The sequence below is a fragment of the Pseudomonas sp. TE3552 genome, from assembly GCF_056278945.1.
Genome location: NZ_JBWBQJ010000001.1, coordinates 249,949 through 269,126 on the forward strand (window position 1 = coordinate 249,949; position 19,178 = coordinate 269,126).

A 19,178-nucleotide genomic window follows, 5' to 3' on the forward strand; every position below is an offset into this window, starting at 1 on the left:
GAAGTGTGTTCATAGGGAGTGTTGAATGAAAGCCTGGCGTGTCGTTGTGATCGCCTTGTCGTTCCTGCTGCTCAGTGGCTGCCTGGTGACCTTCAAGGAGCCACTGCCCGCCAGCGAGCCAGCGCCCAAAGGGCTGCTCGGCAAATGGGCCAGCACCAACGCCTGGGGCGAACCGATGAACCTGGAATTGACGCGCATCGGCGACAACCGCTACCAGGCGGTCAGCTACTTCAAGGCCAAGCCCCATGAGCGCGAAGCCTATCCCTTCACGGTGTCGCGCCATGGCAATCGCTGGTACCTGTCGGCGAAAGTGCCGGCGCAATTCGGCGGGCACTTCACCATCACCGGTTTCGAGCTCAACGATAAGCAGGAGTTGGTGGTCTACAACCTCGACCTCGAGCAAATCAAACAAGCCATGGGGCAAAACGTCCTGAGTGGCGAAGGCTTCCAGACCGACGACGGCGACGGCGTGTTGATCAACAACAGCCTGGACCAGGTGTTCGCCTACCTCGACGATCCGGCCAATTCCGATGTCTTCGTCGAGGCGGTGCGCTATCAGCGCCAGGCCAAAGCCAAATAAACTCAGCACGTAACGGTTTTTCTTCAGGAGTTTCGGGTGGACGAATACCAGCAGACGATACGCATTTTGTCCGATCGCATAGTGCTGGCGCAGACGCCGATTCGCGTTCTGGATGCGGTCAAGTGGGACGACAGCATTCGCAAGGGGTTCCTCAAGGCCAAGGGCAAGGAAATGCCGGCCGTGGACCGCGACTACTACCTCAATCGACCACTGTCGTTTGACTCCAGCAAAGTGAAGCTGGAATTCCAGAACATCGAGCGCGACATCACCCGCCAACTGGGCCAGTTCAACCCGGTCGGGCAGATCATGCGCCGCATGTGCAAGGAATACCGGATGGTGGTGCGCATGCTCGAAGCGCGCGGCACCGAGGATTTCGGGCTGATTTCCCAGGAATTGTATGGCGCCGCGTCCGATGCGTTTCACGCTGGCGACCCGACCCTGGCCGACCTGGGGCTGATGCTTTCCGATTACCTGAACAACATCGATGGCCGTGGCGACCTCAAGGACGAACCGAAAGTCCTCACCGCCAAGGAAGCCGTCAACCTGCTGCAACACCGGTTGAACCGGGTCTTTGGCGAGAACGAGGAAACCATTCGGGTGTTCGAATCCGACGGGATCGTCGCCGATGCGGCGGCCGGTGCCGACTACATCAAGATCCGCGCCGACGCGATGTTCAACGACCGCGACGTGCGTGCGCTGGAAGTCCACGAAGGGCTGGTGCATGTGGGCACCACACTCAATGGCCTGAATCAGCCGATCTGCACGTTCCTGTCCAAGGGCCCGCCGTCGTCCACCGTGACTCAGGAAGGCCTGGCGATCCTGATGGAAATCATCACTTTCGCCTCGTACCCGAGCCGCCTGCGCAAACTCACCAACCGTACCCGCGCCATTCACATGGTGGAGGAGGGCGCGGATTTCTTGCAGATCTTCGAGTTCTTCCGTGAGCAAGGCTTCGAAATGGCCGAAAGCTACGGCAACGCCAGTCGGGTTTTCCGTGGCTCGGTGCCGACCGGTCTGCCATTTACCAAGGATTTGTCCTACCTCAAGGGCTTTATCATGGTTTACAACTACATTCAGTTGGCCGTGCGTAAAGGCAAGCTGGAGCAGATACCGCTATTGTTTTGCGGCAAGACCACGCTGGAAGACATGCGGACCTTGCGCCAATTGGTAGACGAAGGCCTGGTGGTGCCGCCCAAATACCTGCCCGAGCAGTTCCGCGACATGAACGCGCTGTCGGCATGGATGTGCTTCTCCAACTTCCTCAACCACTTGAGCCTGGACCGGATCGAAGCGGATTACTCCAACATCCTCTAACGATGACGAGATCCCCTGTGGGAGCGAGCCTGCTCGCTCCCACAGGGGGGGTGAATTCAAATCCCCCATTTTCTGCGAGGCTTCACCGGATGAGAATCCTCGGCATCTTTTGCCTGCTCCTGGCCCTCGGCGGTTGCGACTCTTTGCTGTTCTACCCCGAGCCCGGCCAGCCGTTCACCCCGGAAAAAGCCAAACTCGAATTTCGCGACGTCACTCTGACCACCGCTGACGGCCTCAAGCTGCATGGCTGGTGGCTGCCGGCGAAAAAAGGCGTCGAGGTCAAAGGCACCGTGCTGCATCTGCATGGCAACGGCGGCAACCTGGCGTGGCATTTGGGCGCCAGTTGGTGGCTGCCGGAGCAGGGCTATCAGGTGCTGCTGGTGGATTATCGCGGGTACGGTTTGTCTGAAGGTAAACCGAAGTTACCGGCGATTTATCAGGACATCGATGCGGCCTTCAAATGGCTCGACCAGGCCCCGGAGGTCAAGGGCCGGCCGCTGATTCTCCTCGGTCAGAGCCTGGGCGGTGCGATGGCCGTGCATTACCTGGCCCGGCATCCCGAGCGCCAGCAACAACTCAAGGCTTTTGTGCTCGATGGCGTGCCTGCCAGTTATCGTGATGTCGGACGTTTCGCCCTGAGCACATCGTGGATGACCTGGCCGTTCCAGGTGCCGTTGTCCTGGTTGGTGCCGGACGGTGACAGCGCGATCCATTCCATGACGCAGCTCAACGGCGTACCGAAACTTATCTATCACAGTATCGATGATCAGTTGGTGCCTCTTTCCAACGGCATCCGACTGTATCAAGCTGCGCCGCCGCCGCGGGTACTGCAATTGACCCGGGGCGGCCATGTGCAAACCTTCGCCGACCCGGTCTGGCGAAAGGTCATGCTGCGCTACCTCGAAGACCCACAGCATTTCAACGGCCTGCGCCGCCTGGGCGAGATCCCCAATTACCCGGCGCCACCGAAACCTGAAGATGAACCACCAGAGAGTCCGCAATGAGTGAAGAACGTAACGCCATCCCGCTGATCATCACCGGCATCTGCAGCATCCTCGGCACCGTCGGGGCCCTGTGGTGGTACGGTTACCTGCACTTTGCCAAACCCGAGGATGCGTTGCTGCTCAGCGACTTCACCATGCTCAAGACCGTGCCGGGCGAAGACTACAAAGTCTCCCTGGAACCGGCCGCGCAAGTGGCGCAGTGCATCGATGGCGTGCTGGTGCTGTTCGACACCGAACAGAAAGGCCTGACCGGCGTGCTGATCAACAGCAAGAAAAAAGCCGTGCGCTGCATGGGCCAGGAAACCCCGCAAAAACTCGAACAGTAAAATCCCACCTCCATTGGCAATGATGAACCCTTGTGGCGAGGGGGCTTGCCCCCGTTGGGTCGCGAAGCGGCCCTAAAACCTGCATTCGCGTTTTGTCAGGTACACCTTGCGGGATGGTTTCACGGCTGCTTCGCAGCCGAACGGGGCGATGCGGCGTTCCGACAAGCCCCCTCGCCACAGGGTTGCTTGGTCCCAGGGCAAGTGTTCGATCAATAAGAAGCCCCGCCTGATCCGATCAGACGGGGCTTTTGTGTTTCAGACGAAGCTCAGTTAGAGCTGACGGCCGAACGCGGTATCACCGGCTGGTTATCGTTGGATATGGTCACTTCCACCCGACGGTTCATCGCACGGCCCGAGACGCTGGAGTTCTCCGCAACCGGGTATTCCTTGCCATAACCCTGGGTCACGATGCGTGCGGGATCTACACCCATCTTGATCAGGGCCACTTGCACCGAGGTCGCGCGACGCTCGGACAGCGACTGGTTGTACGACTCCGAGCCGGTGCTGTCGGTGTAGCCTTCGACAATCACTTTACGGTCCGGGTTTTCCTGAAGGAACTGCGCCAGTTTGTTGATATTCACCAAACCGTTGGACTTCAGGTCCGCCTTGTTGGTGGCGAACAGCACGTCGCCGAACGTTACTAACGTGCCGCGGTCGGTCTGCCTGGCGTTGAGGCTGTCCTGCAACTGCTTGATCTGTGCGTCGCGAGCATCCAGACGAGCCTGGGCCCGTTGTGCCGCGGCATTTTTCAGGTTGTTTTCAGCGGTGCGCAGGGCGATGGTCTGCTTGGCCACTTCAACACGCTGATTGGTCAGGTAAGCCAGTTGGTCGACCTTGGCCTGGTCTTCCTTGTCCAGATAAGCCTTGTTGGCCTTGTCCAGGTAATCGCTGGCCTCTTTGGTCTCCAGCGCGGCGACTTTGCTGGCTTGCGGGTTGGCTTGCAGGCCGGTGTAGTTGGTGCGAGCTTGTTCCAGGTTCGCGTTAGGCGGTGTGGAGCACGCAGCCAGTGCAACACTTGCGGCCAGGAGGGCGGGTATCATCATTTGTTTGCGCATAATAGTTCGTCCTTTCTATCGATAAGCGTTTCAGGCCTGAAAATCGGGATGCGCGCTTACTGCACGGTGCGCTGACTTTCCTGACGCAGTTCCTGAACACCTTTCTGGGAGTCCTTCACAGCCTGTTCGGCTTTCATCGCCTGGGCTTTGCGTTCTGCCACACGGGCGTCCCACTCAGCCTGTTCGGCCAGCATTCTGGCCTCGTCATACTTTTTGTCGTGCATGGCGATTTCGGCTTGTTTGAGCTTGTCCTGAGCGGTCTTCATTTCTACCGCGGCGAATTCGGTACCACCGGCGCTGACGGCGCTGTTCACGGCCGATTGGGTCACGGCGTATTGCTCGGTCGGCGGGTTACCGGCGCAACCGGCCAGAACGAAGCTGCTGCCGATGGCCAGGGCAGCCAGTTTGAGACCGCGCAGGTGGGGGAACGTGGATGATGCGGTGCTGGTCTTCATGGTTTTCAACTCCATTGGATAACTCCTGAAAAACATCTCAATCCATCCTGGGCAAGGAGCCGCAACCATCAATTTCCAGAGCATTTCGAAACGGCCGTCCCAGGCATGGTTACTGGGTTGACCCGAGGCGTTTTTTAAAAGTTCAGAGAAGATGCCTGTCGCCCGAAAAAATCTGATCGAGTGGGCAAGGTTCTAAATCGGGAATTTTCGGGCGGCGCAGCCGTGTTTCCGGGTCTTTAAGTGGCCCGCAAGTTCACCGTTTTGCAGGAAGAATGCGATCAAACTGTGGGAGCGAGCTTGCTCGCGAAAGCAGTAGGTCAGTCACCACAATGTTGACTGTGCTGACGCCTTCGCGAGCAGGCTCGCTCCCACAGGAATCAGTGTTTCTGCTTGTCGTTTTCACCCGACAAATCGTGCAAATGACGACGGGACAAGGCGAGAAAACGCGGGGTCGGGCCGACATCTTCGTACAGTGGATCGCCTTCTTCATCGGTGGCCACCACCGTTGACCCTTTCACGTACGGAAAGCTCGCTTCGAGCTCTTCCAGGGCGGCGCCGATCAGCTCTCCGAGCAGTTCTTCGGGCTGCCGTTTAGGGTACATGTCGATAATCGCCGCCAGCCGTGCTGCGGCTTCCACGTCCAGATGAATCGCGTAGCCAGAGTCGGTCAGACGACCCTTGGCGTTTTCTTCCCAATGCTTGGCGAGCTCGCGGATTTTCATGATGACCTCGTTGCGCACCTGCTCGTGGCAGGCCGGGTGAGTGTCCGGCGATGGCCGGTGGTAAGCCGTTGTACGGCTTATGGTTGAGATTAGCTGCAATGCCCGGTGTTTGAAGTCCTTGGCGTCGTCTGCTTGTAAGAAGCGCTTTACGACGGCACTCTCTATGAAAGGCATCTATGTCAGTGCCTCTACCATCAAAGCATAGCCGCCCGGATTTTCGCTGGAGAACTGCTGATGACCGATATTGATGCACGCTTGCGCGAGGACGTTCACCTGTTGGGTGAGCTGTTGGGCAACACCATTCGTGAACAGTACGGGGACGGGTTTATCGACAAGATCGAGCAGATCCGCAAGGGCGCCAAGGCTGATCGTCGCGGTTCGATGGACGCCGAGCTCAGCGCCAGTCTCAATCAGTTGAGCGAAGACGAATTGCTGCCGGTAGCTCGGGCGTTCAACCAGTTCCTCAACCTGGCCAATATTGCCGAACAGTATCAGCTGATTCACCGCCGCGAAGAGTCGCAACCCGCGCCATTCGAGGCCCGGGTGTTGCCGGAATTGCTCGCTCGCCTGCTGACCGCGGGCCATGACCCCGAGTCCCTGGCCCGGCAGTTGGGACGGTTGGAAATCGAGCTGGTATTGACCGCGCACCCCACCGAAGTGGCGCGTCGCACGCTGATTCAGAAGTACGACGCCATTGCCGCGCAACTGGCCGCCCAGGACCATCGTGACCTGACCACCGCCGAGCGCGAGCAGATCAAGACGAAGCTGCAGCGCCTGATCGCCGAAGCCTGGCACACAGAAGAAATCCGCCGCACCCGCCCGACACCCGTGGACGAAGCCAAGTGGGGCTTTGCGGTGATTGAGCATTCGCTGTGGCAGGCGATCCCCAACTATTTGCGCAAAGCCGATCAGGCTCTGCATGCCGCCACTGGCCTGCACCTGCCACTGGAGGCCGCGCCGATACGCTTTGCCTCGTGGATGGGCGGCGACCGTGACGGCAACCCCAACGTCACCGCCGCCGTGACCCGCGAAGTGTTGCTGCTGGCGCGCTGGATGGCCGCCGATTTGTATGTGCGCGATGTCGATCATCTCGCCGCCGAGTTGTCGATGCAGCAGGCCAGCGACGCCCTCAAAGCCAAGGCTGGCGACAGCGCCGAACCTTACCGTGCGGTGCTCAAACAATTGCGTGAACGCTTGCGCGCGACCCGTAACTGGGCCCATGCGTCCCTGACGGCAACCACGCCAGCATCCGCCGATGTGCTGCAAAACAACCGCGACCTGCTGGACCCGCTGGAGTTGTGCTACCACTCGCTGCATGAATGCGGCATGGGCGTCATTGCCGACGGCCCGTTGCTCGATTGCCTGCGCCGAGCGGTGACGTTCGGGCTGTTTCTGGTGCGCCTCGATGTGCGCCAGGATTCGTCGCGCCACAGTGCGGCCATGACTGAAATCACCGATTACCTCGGCCTGGGCCGTTATGAGGACTGGAGCGAGGAAGAGCGCATCGCCTTCCTCATGCGTGAACTGAACAATCGCCGGCCGTTGCTGCCGGCGTATTTCAAGCCGTCTGCCGACACCGCCGAAGTGCTGGCGACGTGCCGGGAAATCGCTGCGGCACCAGGTGCTTCCCTCGGTTCCTATGTGATTTCCATGGCCGGCGCCGCTTCCGATGTGCTGGCCGTGCAGCTGCTGCTCAAAGAATCCGGCGTACTACGGCCGATGCGCGTGGTGCCGCTGTTCGAAACCCTCGCTGACCTCGACAACGCGGGACCGGTGATCGAAAAGCTGTTGCTGTTGCCGGGCTATCGCTCGCGTCTGCAAGGGCCGCAGGAAGTGATGATCGGTTATTCCGACTCGGCCAAGGACGCCGGCACCACGGCAGCGGCCTGGGCGCAGTATCGGGCTCAGGAGCGTCTGGTGGATATTTGCCGGGAACAGCAAGTGGAACTGCTGTTGTTCCACGGTCGCGGCGGCACCGTGGGCCGTGGCGGCGGTCCGGCGCACGCGGCGATTCTGTCGCAGCCGCCGGGATCGGTGGCGGGGCGTTTCCGCACCACCGAGCAGGGGGAAATGATTCGTTTCAAATTCGGCCTGCCGGACATCGCCGAGCAGAACCTCAATCTGTACCTGGCGGCAGTGCTGGAGGCGACCTTGTTGCCACCGCCGCCCCCTGAGCCTGCCTGGCGCCATTTGATGGATGAACTGGCCGCCGATGGCGTCAAGGCTTACCGTGCCGTGGTGCGGGAAAACCCGCAGTTCGTCGAGTATTTCCGCCAGTCCACCCCCGAGCAGGAGTTGGGGCGTTTGCCGTTGGGCAGCCGCCCGGCCAAGCGCCGTGCTGGTGGTATTGAAAGCCTGCGTGCCATTCCGTGGATTTTCGGCTGGACCCAGACGCGCCTGATGCTGCCGGCCTGGCTTGGCTGGGAAGCAGCGCTGAGCAAGGCGCTGGAGCGCGGCGAAGGGGTGTTGCTGGGGCAGATGCGCGAACAGTGGCCGTTCTTCCGTACCCGCATCGATATGCTGGAAATGGTGCTGGCCAAGGCCGATGCCGATATCGCCCAGTCTTACGATGAGCGTCTGGTGGAGCCGGATCTGCTCCCTTTGGGTGCGCATTTACGCGACCTATTGTCGCAGGCCTGTTCGGTGGTCCTGGGGCTGACTGGTCAGTCTCAACTACTGGCACATAGCCCAGCCACCCTTGAATTCATCCGCCTGCGCAACACGTACCTCGACCCGCTGCATCTATTGCAAGCCGAACTGCTGGCGCGTTCGCGGCAACAGGACGAGGCGCAAGACAGCCCGGTAGAACAGGCGTTGCTGGTGTCTGTGGCGGGGATTGCCGCCGGTTTGCGAAATACCGGCTAAGGTTTTTGTCGTGGGAAACAGGCACCCGATACGAGCGTCGAGTGCCTGCTGGCAAGGGGGTGAAAAGGTCTGTCACGCGACAGTTAATGATGGGGTTGCGACTTGGGGTACCCCTTCGTAAGGTCTCGTAAGGTGCGGGTTTCTCCGACTTTCGGCGGCTTGTGTGGGCAGAGCCTGCTGTGTATCTTGATCAGCCTTTGGCCGTTTGGGCGGTCACGACCCTATTTTTGAGATTGGCCCCACGAGGCGAATCCATTGTTTTGTTTAAGTAATTCTAAATAAAAAATTGAGGAGCACATCTAATGCGCGTCATTCTGCTGGGAGCTCCCGGGGCCGGTAAAGGTACTCAGGCTAAGTTCATCACCGAGAAGTTCGGCATTCCGCAAATCTCTACCGGCGACATGCTGCGTGCTGCGGTAAAAGCCGGCACCGAGCTGGGCGTCAAAGCCAAAAGCATCATGGATGCCGGTGGTCTGGTTTCCGACGACCTGATCATCGCCCTGGTCAAGGACCGTATCGCGCAGCCTGACTGTGCCAATGGTTTCCTGTTCGACGGTTTCCCGCGCACCATTCCGCAAGCTGAAGCACTGGTAGACGCTGGCGTGGAACTGGACAACGTGGTCGAAATCGCCGTCGATGACGAAGAAATCGTTCAGCGTATTGCCGGTCGTCGCGTTCACGAGGCCAGCGGCCGCGTGTACCACACCGTCTACAACCCGCCGAAAATCGCTGGTAAAGACGACATCACCGGTGAAGCACTGGTGCAGCGCAAGGACGACACCGAAGAAACCGTGCGTCATCGCCTGTCGGTCTACCATTCCCAGACCAAGCCGCTGGTGGAGTTCTACCAGAATCTGGCCGCTGATCAGGGCAAGCCGAAGTACAGCCACATTGCAGGTGTTGGCTCGGTTGAATCGATCACCGGCAAGGTGCTTGAAGCACTGAGCTGAAAAGTCTGATCGGCTTCATCTTCTACGGCCCGCTTGCGGGCCGTAGTTGTTTATACTGGCGCACTTTTTTGACTTCTTCTTACGGAAACATCGATGAGCACCTTGCTGGCCCTGGACACCGCGACTGAAGCTTGCTCCGTTGCCTTGCTGCATGACGGCAAAGTCACGAGCCATTACGAGGTGATCCCGCGCCTGCATGCGCAGAAGCTGCTGCCGATGATCCAGCAACTGCTGGCCGATGCCGGGACCACGCTGCAAGCGGTCGATGCCATTGCGTTCGGCCGTGGGCCAGGCGCGTTCACCGGTGTGCGGATTGCCATCGGCGTGGTGCAGGGGCTGGCGTTTGCGCTGGATCGCCCGGTGTTGCCGGTCTCCAATCTCGCTGTCCTCGCCCAGCGGGCCTATCGCGAACACGGCGTCAGCCAGGTCGCGGCGGCCATCGATGCGCGTATGGATGAGGTGTATTGGGGTTGCTACCGCGAAACAGCGGGGGAGATGCGGTTGGTGGGCAACGAAGCTGTGTTGCCACCCGAAGTCGCCGCATTGCCGGCCGATGCCAGCGGCGAGTGGTTCGGCGCGGGCACCGGTTGGGGGTATGCCGAGCGCATTGGTGTGAACCTGAGCGGCTCGGATGCCGGCATGCTGCCCCACGCCGAAGACCTGCTGACTCTGGCGCGTTTCGCCTGGGAACGCGGTGAAGCGATCGTGGCCGATGAGGCGCAGCCGGTGTATCTGCGCGATAAGGTCGCGACGCCGAAAGCGCGTTAATCCAGGTTGATAGGGCCTTCTGTGGCGAGGGGGCTTGCCCCCGTTGGGTCGCGAAGCGGCCCCAAAATCACCACCACATTCCCCTGACGCACCGCATTGGCTGGTTTTGCGACTGCTTCGCAGCCGAACGGGGGCAAGCCCCCTCGCCACAATGAATGTGTCGGATTTAGCCAATCGTCAGTTTTCTACTGGCCGCTTTTAAACCTTTTCGCTTTTCTGTGTTCTAGTTATCACTCGGCAGTTTGCGAAGTGGGCTATGTGCCACTAAGCTGCCATCACTGATACCGGACATGTACTCATGCGTATAGACGGCGTTTCCTCCCAGTCCTACCCCATCAAGCGCAAGCCCCGCAAAGGCCCTGTGGCGGATGACGACTACGTCGATATTGACGGCGAGCTGGAAATTCCTACCGAAGAGCAATTGGCCGCCCGCGCTGCCAAAGCCTCCGCGCAACGCCTGAGCAATCTGCCCGCCCGTCAACAAGACATGATTTATCACCGCGCCATGAGCAAAAGTGTGGCGATGGCACTGGCCAGTTACCTGAGTACCGCCACCTTTGTCGATTGGGATGCGGATGTACTGGGTCTCGATCTGTACATCTGATGCGGCTGCCTTACTACCTCGGCTGCCCGTCCTGGAGTGAAAACGCCTGGCGCGATTACTTGTATCCACAAGACGCCAGGCCCGCTGAATTTCTCAATCTTTATTCTCAAGTGTTCAACGCCGTGGAAGGCAATACGACCTTCTACGCGAGCCCGTCTGCCGCCACCGTGCAACGCTGGGCCGAAACCATGCCCGAACACTTTCGCTTCACCGCCAAATTCCCCGGCGACATCAGCCATAGCGGTGACCTGCGCGAACAACTGACCGCCACCGAAACCTTCCTGCAATTGCTCAGCCCTCTGGGTGAGCGGGTTTCTCCGCTCTGGCTGCAATTGTCCAAAAGCTTCACCCCGCAACGATTGTCGGAGCTGGCCGGTTTTATCGACGCGGTGGACCGGCCTTTGGCGGTCGAAGTGCGCCACGACGAATTTTTTGCCAAGGGCGATGCCGAGAGAATGCTCAATCGCCTGTTGCTGGATCGTGGTGTCGAGCGCATCTGTCTCGATCCGCGAGCGCTGTTCAGCTGTGCTTCCACCGATCCCTCAGTACTCCACGCCCAATCGAAAAAGCCCAGGGTGCCGCCTCGCCCTGCGGCGTTCACTCAATTTCCCCAGGTGCGCTTCATCGGCCATCCCGAACTGGAAGCCAACGATCCGTTCCTGGTGCCATGGGTCGAGAAAATCGCCGTCTGGATCGAAGAGGGGCGCACGCCCTATATCTTCCTGCACACCGCCGATAACTTGCTGGCAGCGAAACTGGCACAACGTTTTCACGCAAAACTGATGCTGCGTTTGCCTGGCTTGCCGCCGCTGCCTGAGCTATACAGAGAGCCCGCCGCCGAGCAACTTGGTTTGCTCTGAAGCGGCTTCTTTGCCCTTTTCAGGAGCCTGCCAATGGATGCGCAAACCCTTCGAGCCCAGGCGTTCAAAGCGCTGCACGAACGCGAGGGTACTTTTGTCATTCCCAACCCCTGGGATGCCGGCTCAGCGAAAATGCTCGCCAGCCTCGGCTTCCAGGCGCTGGCGACCACCAGTGCCGGTTACGCCTTTTCCCGAGGCCGTCCCGATGGTGGGCTAACCCTCGACGAAACCCTGGCGAACGTTCAGGCGATTGTCGCGGCCACTGACCTGCCGGTCGCGGTGGACCTCGAAAACGGCTTTGCCGACGCCCCCGCAGACTGCGCCCAAAGTATTGTGCGGGCCGCCAAGGCTGGTGCCGTCGGTGGTTCGATCGAAGATGCCACGGGGCGCGAAGACGGTCCGATCTATTGCTTCGAACATGCTGTGGCGCGTATTGAAGCCGCCGTCGCAGCGGCTCGCAGCTTGCCTTTTCCCTTTGTGCTGACCGCGCGTGCCGAGAACTTTTTGCACGGCAATCCTGACCTCGACGATACCATTCGCCGCTTGCAGGCGTTTGCCGAGGCCGGTGCCGACGTGCTTTACGCGCCGGGTTTGCGTAGCGCTGAAGAGGTCTTGGCGGTGGTCCGCGCCGTGGCGCCGAAACCGGTCAATGTGTTGATGTCCGGTGGGCTCAAACTGACGGTGGAGCAGTTGAGTGAAATGGGCGTCAAGCGCATCAGCGTCGGTTCGGCCCTGGCCCTGGCGGCGTATGGCGAGTTCTTCCGGGCTGCCGAGGAAATCCAGCAACACGGGACCTTCGGCTTCACTTCCCGGTCGATGCCGTTCCAGAAGGCCAACCAATTGTTCAAAGGCTGACGAGCTCGGGCTGTGGTGGAGGTGTCGCTGAGGGTTAGGCGGCGATGCGCAGGTTCTGCAGAACGATCGGGCGTGCCCAGCCGTTATCGAAATCGAGTTGTTTCTGTTGTTCCACCAGTTCTTCGGGCGAGAACGGCGGGAAGGGCTTGTCCAGCAGGTCGAGTTCGAACTCGGCGATCGGCAAGTGCAGCGGACGCGGTTGCGGTGCGGCGTCGGGCTCTGGCAGTGCTTGGCCGGCGGTGAGCACGATCGGGCGAACCCAGCCGCTTTCGAAGTCCTGTTGTTTCTGTTGCGCGACGATTTCTTCCGGTGGGAACGGCGGGAACGGTTTGTCGGCCAGGTCCATTTCGAACTCGGCAATCGGCAGGAACAGGGGCTCTGGCGGACGGACCGGGGTTTCTGTGACGTTGCATTCACGCTGGGAAATGATGTGTGCCAGCAGTTCGCTGCCAACGGTCGGCTCGATTGGGCTGTCGAGATCGACCGGTGGGAAGTCCAGAGACGCCGGCACGACATCACCCGACTGATCGGCCAGGGCCTGGGCAAAAAAATCCTGCCACAGGTGACTGACGCCGCTCAGTGCCTGGGAATTTCGCAGGCCAAAATCGCCGTGGGGCGAAATGTAACCTATCGATGTGCGTTGAATGCCTGACATTTTTCTCGGTCGACGCTCAGCTCTGGCAAAATGCTCGATAGTTTGGTTATCGGCCGTTTTTGCCGATCATTAATTTTTTGAGCGTGTTTCCCCATGATTGAGCAACCTGCGGCCTGCCGCATCCATGTCGAGGCCCTAGGCACGACCTTCCAGCCACAGGCCGAGCAATGGGCCGAGCGCCTGGGTTTGCCATTGCAGGTGGATGACGGCGAGTTTGCCTTGCAGGTGGGCGAGCAGGGTTTGCAGCTGCAACAACTCGGGCCGGATGTACCGGGGCCGGTGCGGGTGGATTTTGTCGAGGGCGGCGCGGCCCATCGTCGGTTGTACGGCGGCGGCAGCGGGCAGATGATTGCCAAGGCGGTCGGTATCGCCCAAGGCGTGCGCCCGCGGGTGCTGGACGCCACGGCAGGGTTGGGCAAGGATGCGTTCGTGCTGGCCAGCCTGGGCTGTGAGATGAGCCTGATCGAGCGCCAGCCGCTGATCGGCGCCTTGCTTGAAGATGGCCTGGCGCGCGGCGCGGAAGACTTCGATGTGGCGCCGATCGTGGCGCGGATGCGTTTGCTCAAGGGCAATTCGATCGAGGTGATGCGCAACTGGGAGGGCGAGCCGCCGCAGGTGATCTACCTCGACCCGATGTTTCCCCACCGTGAGAAAACCGCGTTGGTGAAGAAGGAAATGCGCCTGTTCCGGCCGCTGGTCGGCGATGACCCGGACGCACCGGCCCTGCTCGAAGCGGCATTGGCCTTGGCCAGCCACCGGGTGGTGGTTAAGCGCCCGCGCAAGGCGCCGTGCATCGACGGGCCCAAACCGAGCCATGCGCTGGACGGTAAATCCAGCCGGTATGACATTTATCCGAAGAAAGCGCTCAAGCCTTAAGATCGAGTCGCCTCATTCGCGGGCAAGCCTCGCTCCTGCAGGATTACGACAGGCTCACAACCTGTAGGAGCGAGGCTTGCCCGCGAAGGCGTCAGCCCAGACGCCAAATATCTATCAGGGCGACTCCGGCCGATACGCCCGCATAAACAACCCCACCACTTCCTGCACATGGGCCTCGGCCGCATCCCCGGTTACCGGCTCGCCGCAGCCATAAAGCAAACGGAAATTCCCCGCGCCTTTGAGCAGGCAAAAGAAGTGCTCGGCGGCATTGCGTGGTTTATCAATGCTCAACACGCCGCTCTGATCGACCTTGCTCAGTAGCCGCTCCATGCCATGCAACACGCGTTCTGGCCCGGCCTGGAAGAAGATCTGCGAGAGTTTCGGGTCCTGGCTGCCCAGCGTCATCATCAGCCGGTGCAGGTTCACCGATTCATCGCTGTTGATCAGTTGATGAAAACCGCGCGCGATGTTCAGCAGTACGGTTTCCACCGCAATACCCTCCGGCAGTTCAAAAAACAGCGTTGGCAACTGCTCCTCGCATTTGGCCACCACGGCGGCGGAGAACAGTGTCTCCTTATCGTTGAAATGGCTGTAGACCGTCAGCTTCGACACGCCGGCCTCGGCCGCCACGCTATCCATGCTGGTGTTGGCGTATCCCTTACTCAGAAACAGGATTTTCGCCGCGTTGAGGATTGCCTGGCGTTTGGCCAGATCCTTGGGGCGACCCGGACCACTGGGGGGGGAAAGATTGTCAGACATTCTTCGCTTTAATACTGGACTGGTGAGTTTGCTATTAATAACATACTGGTCAGTATAATTATTCAAAGCACCATTAGCGAAAGGTCGTTCACCATGTTCCGCTATGCCTTGCCCCTCGCGTTGCCGGTCAGTCTGGCCTTTTTATTGTCGGCGTGTGGCCATGAAGAGGCGGCTTCCGTCACCGTGCGCCCGGCCATGGTGGTGCAGCCAGAGCCTTCGGCCCAGGCAATGGAAAGTTATCCCGGTGAAGTGCGTGCGCGCTATGAGCCGGATCTGGCCTTCCGCATTGGTGGCAAAGTCAGCCGACGACTGGTCGAAGAGGGGCAACGGGTCAAGGCCGACCAACCCTTGGCGGAACTCGATCCTCAGGACGTGCGCCTGCAACTGGAAGCCACCCGTGCGCAGGTCACGGCCGCCGAAGCCAACCTGAGCCTGGTGCGCGCCGAACGTGATCGCTACAAGACCCTGATGGAACGTCAGATGGTCAGCCGTTCGCAGTACGACAACGCAGAAAACCTCTACCGCTCCGGTGAGGCCCGCCTCAAGCAAATCAAAGCCGAATTCAACGTCTCGACCAATCAGGCCAGTTACGCCGTGCTGCGTGCGCCGCAGGATGGCGTAGTGGCCAAGCGCGCGGTTGAAGTCGGGCAAGTGGTGGCGGCCGGGCAAACCGTGTTCACCCTCGCCACCGATGGCGAGCGCGAAGTGCTGATCAGCTTTCCGGAACAGAGCTTCGGCCGCTTCAAGGTGGGTCAGCCGGTCTCGGTGGAGCTCTGGACCCAACCCGGTCAACGTTTCCCCGGACGCATCCGTGAACTGTCGCCCGCGGCCGATCCGAAATCCCGTACCTTCGCCGCCCGTGTCGCTTTTACCGCTGACAAGGTTACCGCCGAGCTCGGCCAGAGCGCCCGGGTGTTCATCCAGACTGCCGAAGTCGTGCCGTTGTCGGTGCCGCTGTCGGCGGTCACCGCGGAAAACGGTGCCACCTACGTGTGGGTGGTCAGTGCCAACAACACCTTGAAAAAAGCCCCGGTGCGGGTCGGTGCATTCGGTGAGAAAACAGTACCGGTACTCGAAGGCCTGAACGCCAGCGATTGGGTGGTGGCGGCCGGTGTTCATGTGCTTCACGAGGGGCAGCAGGTGCGCCCGGTGGATCGCTCCAACCGCGTGGTCAATCTGGCGCACAAGGAGTAATCCCCGATGGGTTTCAATCTTTCCGAATGGGCGCTGCGTAACCGCCAGATCGTTCTGTTCCTGATGCTTTTGCTGGCTGTCGTCGGCGCGTTGTCCTACACCAAACTCGGCCAGAGTGAAGACCCTCCATTCACTTTCAAAGCCATGGTGATTCGTACCAACTGGCCGGGGGCCACGGCCGAGGAAGTGTCGCGCCAGGTCACCGAGCGGATTGAAAAGAAACTGATGGAAACCGGTGAGTACGAACGGATCACCTCGTTCTCCCGCCCGGGCGAGTCCCAGGTGACATTCATGGCTCGGGACTCCATGCATTCGGTGGAAATCCCGGACCTCTGGTATCAGGTCCGCAAGAAGATCAGCGACATCCGTCAGACCCTGCCACCGGGTATCCAGGGCCCGTTTTTCAACGATGAATTCGGCACCACCTTCGGCAACATCTATGCGCTGACCGGCGAAGGCTTTGATTACGCAGTGCTCAAGGACTACGCCGACCGCGTCCAGATCCAGCTGCAACGGGTCAAGGATGTGGGCAAGGTCGACCTGCTCGGGTTGCAGGACGAGAAGATCTGGATCGAACTCTCCAACGTCAAGCTGGCCACCCTCGGGTTGCCGTTGGCGGTGGTGCAGCAGGCGCTTGAAGAACAGAACGCGATGTCTACCGCAGGTTTCTTCGAAACCACCAGTGAGCGTTTGCAGCTACGGGTTTCGGGGAATTTTCAGACGGTCGACGAGATCAAGAACTTTCCGATCCGTGTCGGTGATCGCACGTTCCGCATCGGCGATGTGGCGAGCGTCCATCGTGGTTTCAACGATCCACCGGCGCCGCGGATGCGCTTCATGGCCGAAGATGCCATCGGCCTGGCCGTGGCCATGAAGGATGGCGGGGATATTCTGACGCTGGGCAAAGCACTGGAAATAGAGTTCGCCCGGATCCAGAAAAACCTTCCCGCCGGCATGCAATTGCGCAAAGTGTCCGATCAACCCGCCGCGGTGAAAACCGGTGTCGGCGAGTTCGTCCAGGTGCTGGTGGAGGCTCTGGCGATCGTGTTGCTGGTGAGTTTCTTCTCGCTCGGTGTGCGCACCGGCATGGTGGTGGCGCTGGCGATTCCGCTGGTGTTGGCGATGACCTTCGCCTGCATGTATTACTTGGGGATCGGCCTGCACAAGATTTCCCTCGGCGCGCTGGTACTGGCGTTGGGTTTGCTGGTGGACGACGCGATCATCGCCGTGGAAATGATGGCGATCAAAATGGAACAGGGCTTCGACCGGGTCAAGGCCGCCAGCTATGCCTGGACCAGCACCGCGTTCCCGATGCTCACCGGTACGCTGATCACCGCTGCCGGCTTCCTGCCGATTGCCACCGCGCAATCGGGCACCGGCGAATACACACGCTCGATCTTCCAGGTGGTGACCATCGCGTTGTTGGCGTCCTGGGTTGCCGCCGTGGTCTTCGTGCCTTATCTGGGGGAAAAACTCCTGCCGGACCTGGCGAAAATTCACGCCGCCAAACATGGCTCCGGTGACGGCCAACCCGACCCTTATGGCACGCCGTTCTATCAGCGCGTCAGGCGTCTGGTGGAGTGGTGCGTGCGCCGGCGCAAAACGGTGATCGTGCTGACCGTCGTGATGTTCATCGCATCGGTGGTGCTGTTCCGTTTCGTGCCACAGCAGTTCTTCCCGGCTTCGGGGCGGCTGGAGTTGATGGTCGATCTGAAACTGGCCGAAGGAGCGTCTTTGAGCAACACCGCCGAGGAAGTCAAACGCCTCGAAGGCCTGCTCAAGGATCACGCCGGGATCGACAACTACGTGGCATACGTCGGCACCGGTTCACCGCGTTTCTACTTGCCGCTGGATCAGCAACTTCCGGCAGCGAGCTTCGCGCAGTTTGTCGTGCTGGCCAAAACCATCGAAGAGCGCGAAACCCTGCGCACCTGGCTGATCGAAATCCTCAACGAACAATTTCCGGCCCTGCGTTCGCGGGTCACGCGGCTGGAGAACGGCCCGCCGGTTGGCTATCCGGTGCAGTTCCGGGTGACCGGCGAGCATATCGAGGAAGTCCGCGCATTGGCCCGTAAAGTGGCGGCCAAGGTTCGCGAGAACCCACACGTGGTCAACGTGCACCTGGACTGGGAAGAACCGAGCAAAGTCGTGTACCTGAACGTCGATCAGGATCGTGCGCGGGCGCTGGGTGTGAGCACGGCGAACCTCTCGGGTTTCCTGCGAAGCTCGCTGACCGGTTCCAGCGTCAGCCAGTACCGTGAAGACAACGAGTTGATCGAGATCCTGTTGCGCGGCACGGTGCATGAACGCACCGAACTGGCGTTGCTGCCGAGCCTCGCCGTGCCGACCGACAATGGTCGCAGCGTGGCCCTGTCGCAAATCGCGACGCTGGAGTACGGCTTCGAGGAAGGCATCATCTGGCACCGTAATCGCTTGCCCAATGTGACGGTTCGCGCCGACATCTACGGTAAGGAACAACCGGCAACGCTGGTGCAGCAGATCATGCCGACCCTCGATCCGATTCGCGCCGAATTGCCGGACGGCTATTTGCTGGACGTCGGCGGCACGGTGGAAGACTCGGCTCGCGGGCAGAATTCGGTGAAGGCCGGCGTGCCGCTGTTCATCGTGGTGGTGCTGACGTTGCTGATGCTGCAACTGCGCAGTTTCTCACGCACGGTCATGGTGTTTCTGACGGCGCCACTGGGGCTGATTGGGGTGACGTTGTTTCTGATGGTGTTCCGTCAGCCGTTCGGCTTCGTCGCCATGCTCGGGACCATCGCCTTGTCCGGGATGATCATGCGTAACTCGGTGATTCTGGTGGATCAGATTGAGCAGGATATCGCTGCCGGGCTTAAGCCTTGGCAGGCGATCATCGAGGCCACGGTGCGACGCTTCCGACCGATTGTATTGACCGCGCTCGCGGCGGTACTGGCGATGATTCCGCTGTCACGCAGTGTGTTCTTCGGGCCGATGGCGGTGGCGATCATGGGTGGGTTGATTGTGGCGACGGCGTTGACGTTGTTGTTTTTGCCGGCGTTGTATGCGGCTTGGTTCAGGGTCCGTAAAGAGTCTGTGTGATTCTACAGGCGATGAGTTCGACGCTCGGCCTATTGAGTGGTGAGGGGCGGGCGGTGTACGCCAGTGGCTTTTCGTAGGAGCGAGGCTTGCCCGCGAAGACGGCCTGCCAGCCGATCAATCTCTTGCAGATTTACACCGAGCAAATTGTGGGAGCGAACCTGCTCGCGTGATGGGGGCGTGTCAGTCGACATCAATGTCGAATGTTAGAAAGCCTTCGCGGGCAAGCCTCGCTCCTACAGGGAGTTTGCAACAGCTACA

General features: G+C 60.2%; 18 protein-coding genes. 13 read left to right on the plus strand and 5 right to left on the minus strand.

Annotated features, from left to right (window positions below):
* Positions 1 to 25 precede the first annotated feature (25 nt).
* The 4 genes from ACZ9BB_RS01135 to ACZ9BB_RS01150 all read left to right on the plus strand — a co-directional run bounded on the left by ACZ9BB_RS01135 (position 26) and on the right by ACZ9BB_RS01150 (position 3,224).
* Entirely contained in the window at positions 26 to 580 is a 555-nt protein-coding gene (locus ACZ9BB_RS01135; RefSeq protein ID WP_476212179.1) for a hypothetical protein, read from the plus strand.
* A gap of 36 nt (positions 581 to 616) precedes the next feature.
* Positions 617 to 1,894, plus strand: a complete 1,278-nt coding sequence (locus ACZ9BB_RS01140; RefSeq protein ID WP_476212180.1) for a flavohemoglobin expression-modulating QEGLA motif protein — start codon at positions 617 to 619, stop codon at positions 1,892 to 1,894.
* 89 nt (positions 1,895 to 1,983) lie between these two features.
* Positions 1,984 to 2,898 (plus strand): alpha/beta hydrolase, encoded by a 915-nt coding sequence (locus tag ACZ9BB_RS01145; RefSeq protein WP_476212181.1) that lies wholly within the window; start codon positions 1,984 to 1,986, stop codon positions 2,896 to 2,898.
* Positions 2,895 to 3,224, plus strand: coding sequence for a hypothetical protein (locus ACZ9BB_RS01150; RefSeq protein WP_476212182.1), 330 nt, complete (start codon positions 2,895 to 2,897; stop codon positions 3,222 to 3,224). Before ACZ9BB_RS01145 ends, ACZ9BB_RS01150 begins: the two co-directional genes overlap by 4 nt.
* 266 nt (positions 3,225 to 3,490) lie before the next feature.
* Here the strand turns inward: ACZ9BB_RS01150 and lptF are convergent, their stop codons facing one another.
* From lptF to ACZ9BB_RS01165, 3 genes are all read right to left on the minus strand, one after another.
* Complete coding sequence (gene lptF, locus ACZ9BB_RS01155) at positions 3,491 to 4,279, minus strand: lipotoxin F family OmpA-related lipoprotein LptF (protein ID WP_476212183.1); 789 nt, start codon at positions 4,277 to 4,279, stop codon at positions 3,491 to 3,493.
* 56 nt (positions 4,280 to 4,335) lie between these two features.
* Positions 4,336 to 4,749: a DUF4398 domain-containing protein gene (locus ACZ9BB_RS01160; protein ID WP_476212184.1), complete on the minus strand. Its 414-nt coding sequence runs from the start codon at positions 4,747 to 4,749 to the stop codon at positions 4,336 to 4,338.
* 362 nt (positions 4,750 to 5,111) lie between these two features.
* Positions 5,112 to 5,456, minus strand: coding sequence for a pilin assembly protein (locus ACZ9BB_RS01165; RefSeq protein WP_476212185.1), 345 nt, complete (start codon positions 5,454 to 5,456; stop codon positions 5,112 to 5,114).
* Positions 5,457 to 5,690: 234 nt separating this feature from the next.
* Here ACZ9BB_RS01165 and ppc point away from each other — a divergent pair, with 234 nt between their 5' ends.
* The 6 genes from ppc to ACZ9BB_RS01195 all read left to right on the plus strand — a co-directional run bounded on the left by ppc (position 5,691) and on the right by ACZ9BB_RS01195 (position 12,358).
* On the plus strand, positions 5,691 to 8,321 hold the full coding sequence (ppc, locus tag ACZ9BB_RS01170; protein ID WP_476212186.1) for a phosphoenolpyruvate carboxylase: 2,631 nt from the start codon (positions 5,691 to 5,693) through the stop codon (positions 8,319 to 8,321).
* A gap of 302 nt (positions 8,322 to 8,623) precedes the next feature.
* Complete coding sequence (adk, locus tag ACZ9BB_RS01175; protein WP_476212187.1) at positions 8,624 to 9,271, plus strand: adenylate kinase; 648 nt, start codon at positions 8,624 to 8,626, stop codon at positions 9,269 to 9,271.
* Between the two features lie 93 nt (positions 9,272 to 9,364).
* Positions 9,365 to 10,039: a tRNA (adenosine(37)-N6)-threonylcarbamoyltransferase complex dimerization subunit type 1 TsaB gene (gene tsaB / locus ACZ9BB_RS01180; protein ID WP_476212188.1), complete on the plus strand. Its 675-nt coding sequence runs from the start codon at positions 9,365 to 9,367 to the stop codon at positions 10,037 to 10,039.
* Between the two features lie 298 nt (positions 10,040 to 10,337).
* Positions 10,338 to 10,643: a hypothetical protein gene (locus ACZ9BB_RS01185; RefSeq protein ID WP_476212189.1), complete on the plus strand. Its 306-nt coding sequence runs from the start codon at positions 10,338 to 10,340 to the stop codon at positions 10,641 to 10,643.
* A complete protein-coding gene (locus tag ACZ9BB_RS01190) occupies positions 10,643 to 11,503 on the plus strand; it encodes a DUF72 domain-containing protein (protein WP_476212190.1) in 861 nt (286 codons plus the stop codon). Before ACZ9BB_RS01185 ends, ACZ9BB_RS01190 begins: the two co-directional genes overlap by 1 nt.
* A gap of 33 nt (positions 11,504 to 11,536) precedes the next feature.
* On the plus strand, positions 11,537 to 12,358 hold the full coding sequence (locus ACZ9BB_RS01195) for an isocitrate lyase/PEP mutase family protein (RefSeq protein ID WP_476212191.1): 822 nt from the start codon (positions 11,537 to 11,539) through the stop codon (positions 12,356 to 12,358).
* A 34-nt stretch (positions 12,359 to 12,392) separates the two neighbouring features.
* Here the strand turns inward: ACZ9BB_RS01195 and ACZ9BB_RS01200 are convergent, their stop codons facing one another.
* Positions 12,393 to 13,013 carry an energy transducer TonB gene (locus ACZ9BB_RS01200; RefSeq protein ID WP_476212192.1) on the minus strand — a complete coding sequence of 207 codons (621 nt, stop codon included), beginning with the start codon at positions 13,011 to 13,013 and terminating at the stop codon, positions 12,393 to 12,395.
* 93 nt (positions 13,014 to 13,106) lie between these two features.
* Here ACZ9BB_RS01200 and ACZ9BB_RS01205 point away from each other — a divergent pair, with 93 nt between their 5' ends.
* The gene (locus tag ACZ9BB_RS01205) at positions 13,107 to 13,889 is read left to right on the plus strand and encodes a class I SAM-dependent methyltransferase (protein WP_476212193.1); all 783 of its coding nucleotides are present in this window, start codon (positions 13,107 to 13,109) and stop codon (positions 13,887 to 13,889) included.
* 114 nt (positions 13,890 to 14,003) lie between these two features.
* On the opposite strand, the gene ACZ9BB_RS01210 is transcribed toward ACZ9BB_RS01205, so the two are convergent.
* The gene (locus tag ACZ9BB_RS01210) at positions 14,004 to 14,648 is read right to left on the minus strand and encodes a TetR/AcrR family transcriptional regulator (RefSeq protein ID WP_476212194.1); all 645 of its coding nucleotides are present in this window, start codon (positions 14,646 to 14,648) and stop codon (positions 14,004 to 14,006) included.
* A 93-nt stretch (positions 14,649 to 14,741) separates the two neighbouring features.
* On the opposite strand from ACZ9BB_RS01210, the gene ACZ9BB_RS01215 reads away from it, so the two are divergent.
* Together ACZ9BB_RS01215 and ACZ9BB_RS01220 are read left to right on the plus strand one after the other, a co-directional pair.
* Positions 14,742 to 15,842: an efflux RND transporter periplasmic adaptor subunit gene (locus ACZ9BB_RS01215; protein WP_476212195.1), complete on the plus strand. Its 1,101-nt coding sequence runs from the start codon at positions 14,742 to 14,744 to the stop codon at positions 15,840 to 15,842.
* A 6-nt stretch (positions 15,843 to 15,848) separates the two neighbouring features.
* Positions 15,849 to 18,920, plus strand: a complete 3,072-nt coding sequence (locus tag ACZ9BB_RS01220) for an efflux RND transporter permease subunit (protein ID WP_476212196.1) — start codon at positions 15,849 to 15,851, stop codon at positions 18,918 to 18,920.
* Positions 18,921 to 19,178: the final 258 nt, after the last annotated feature.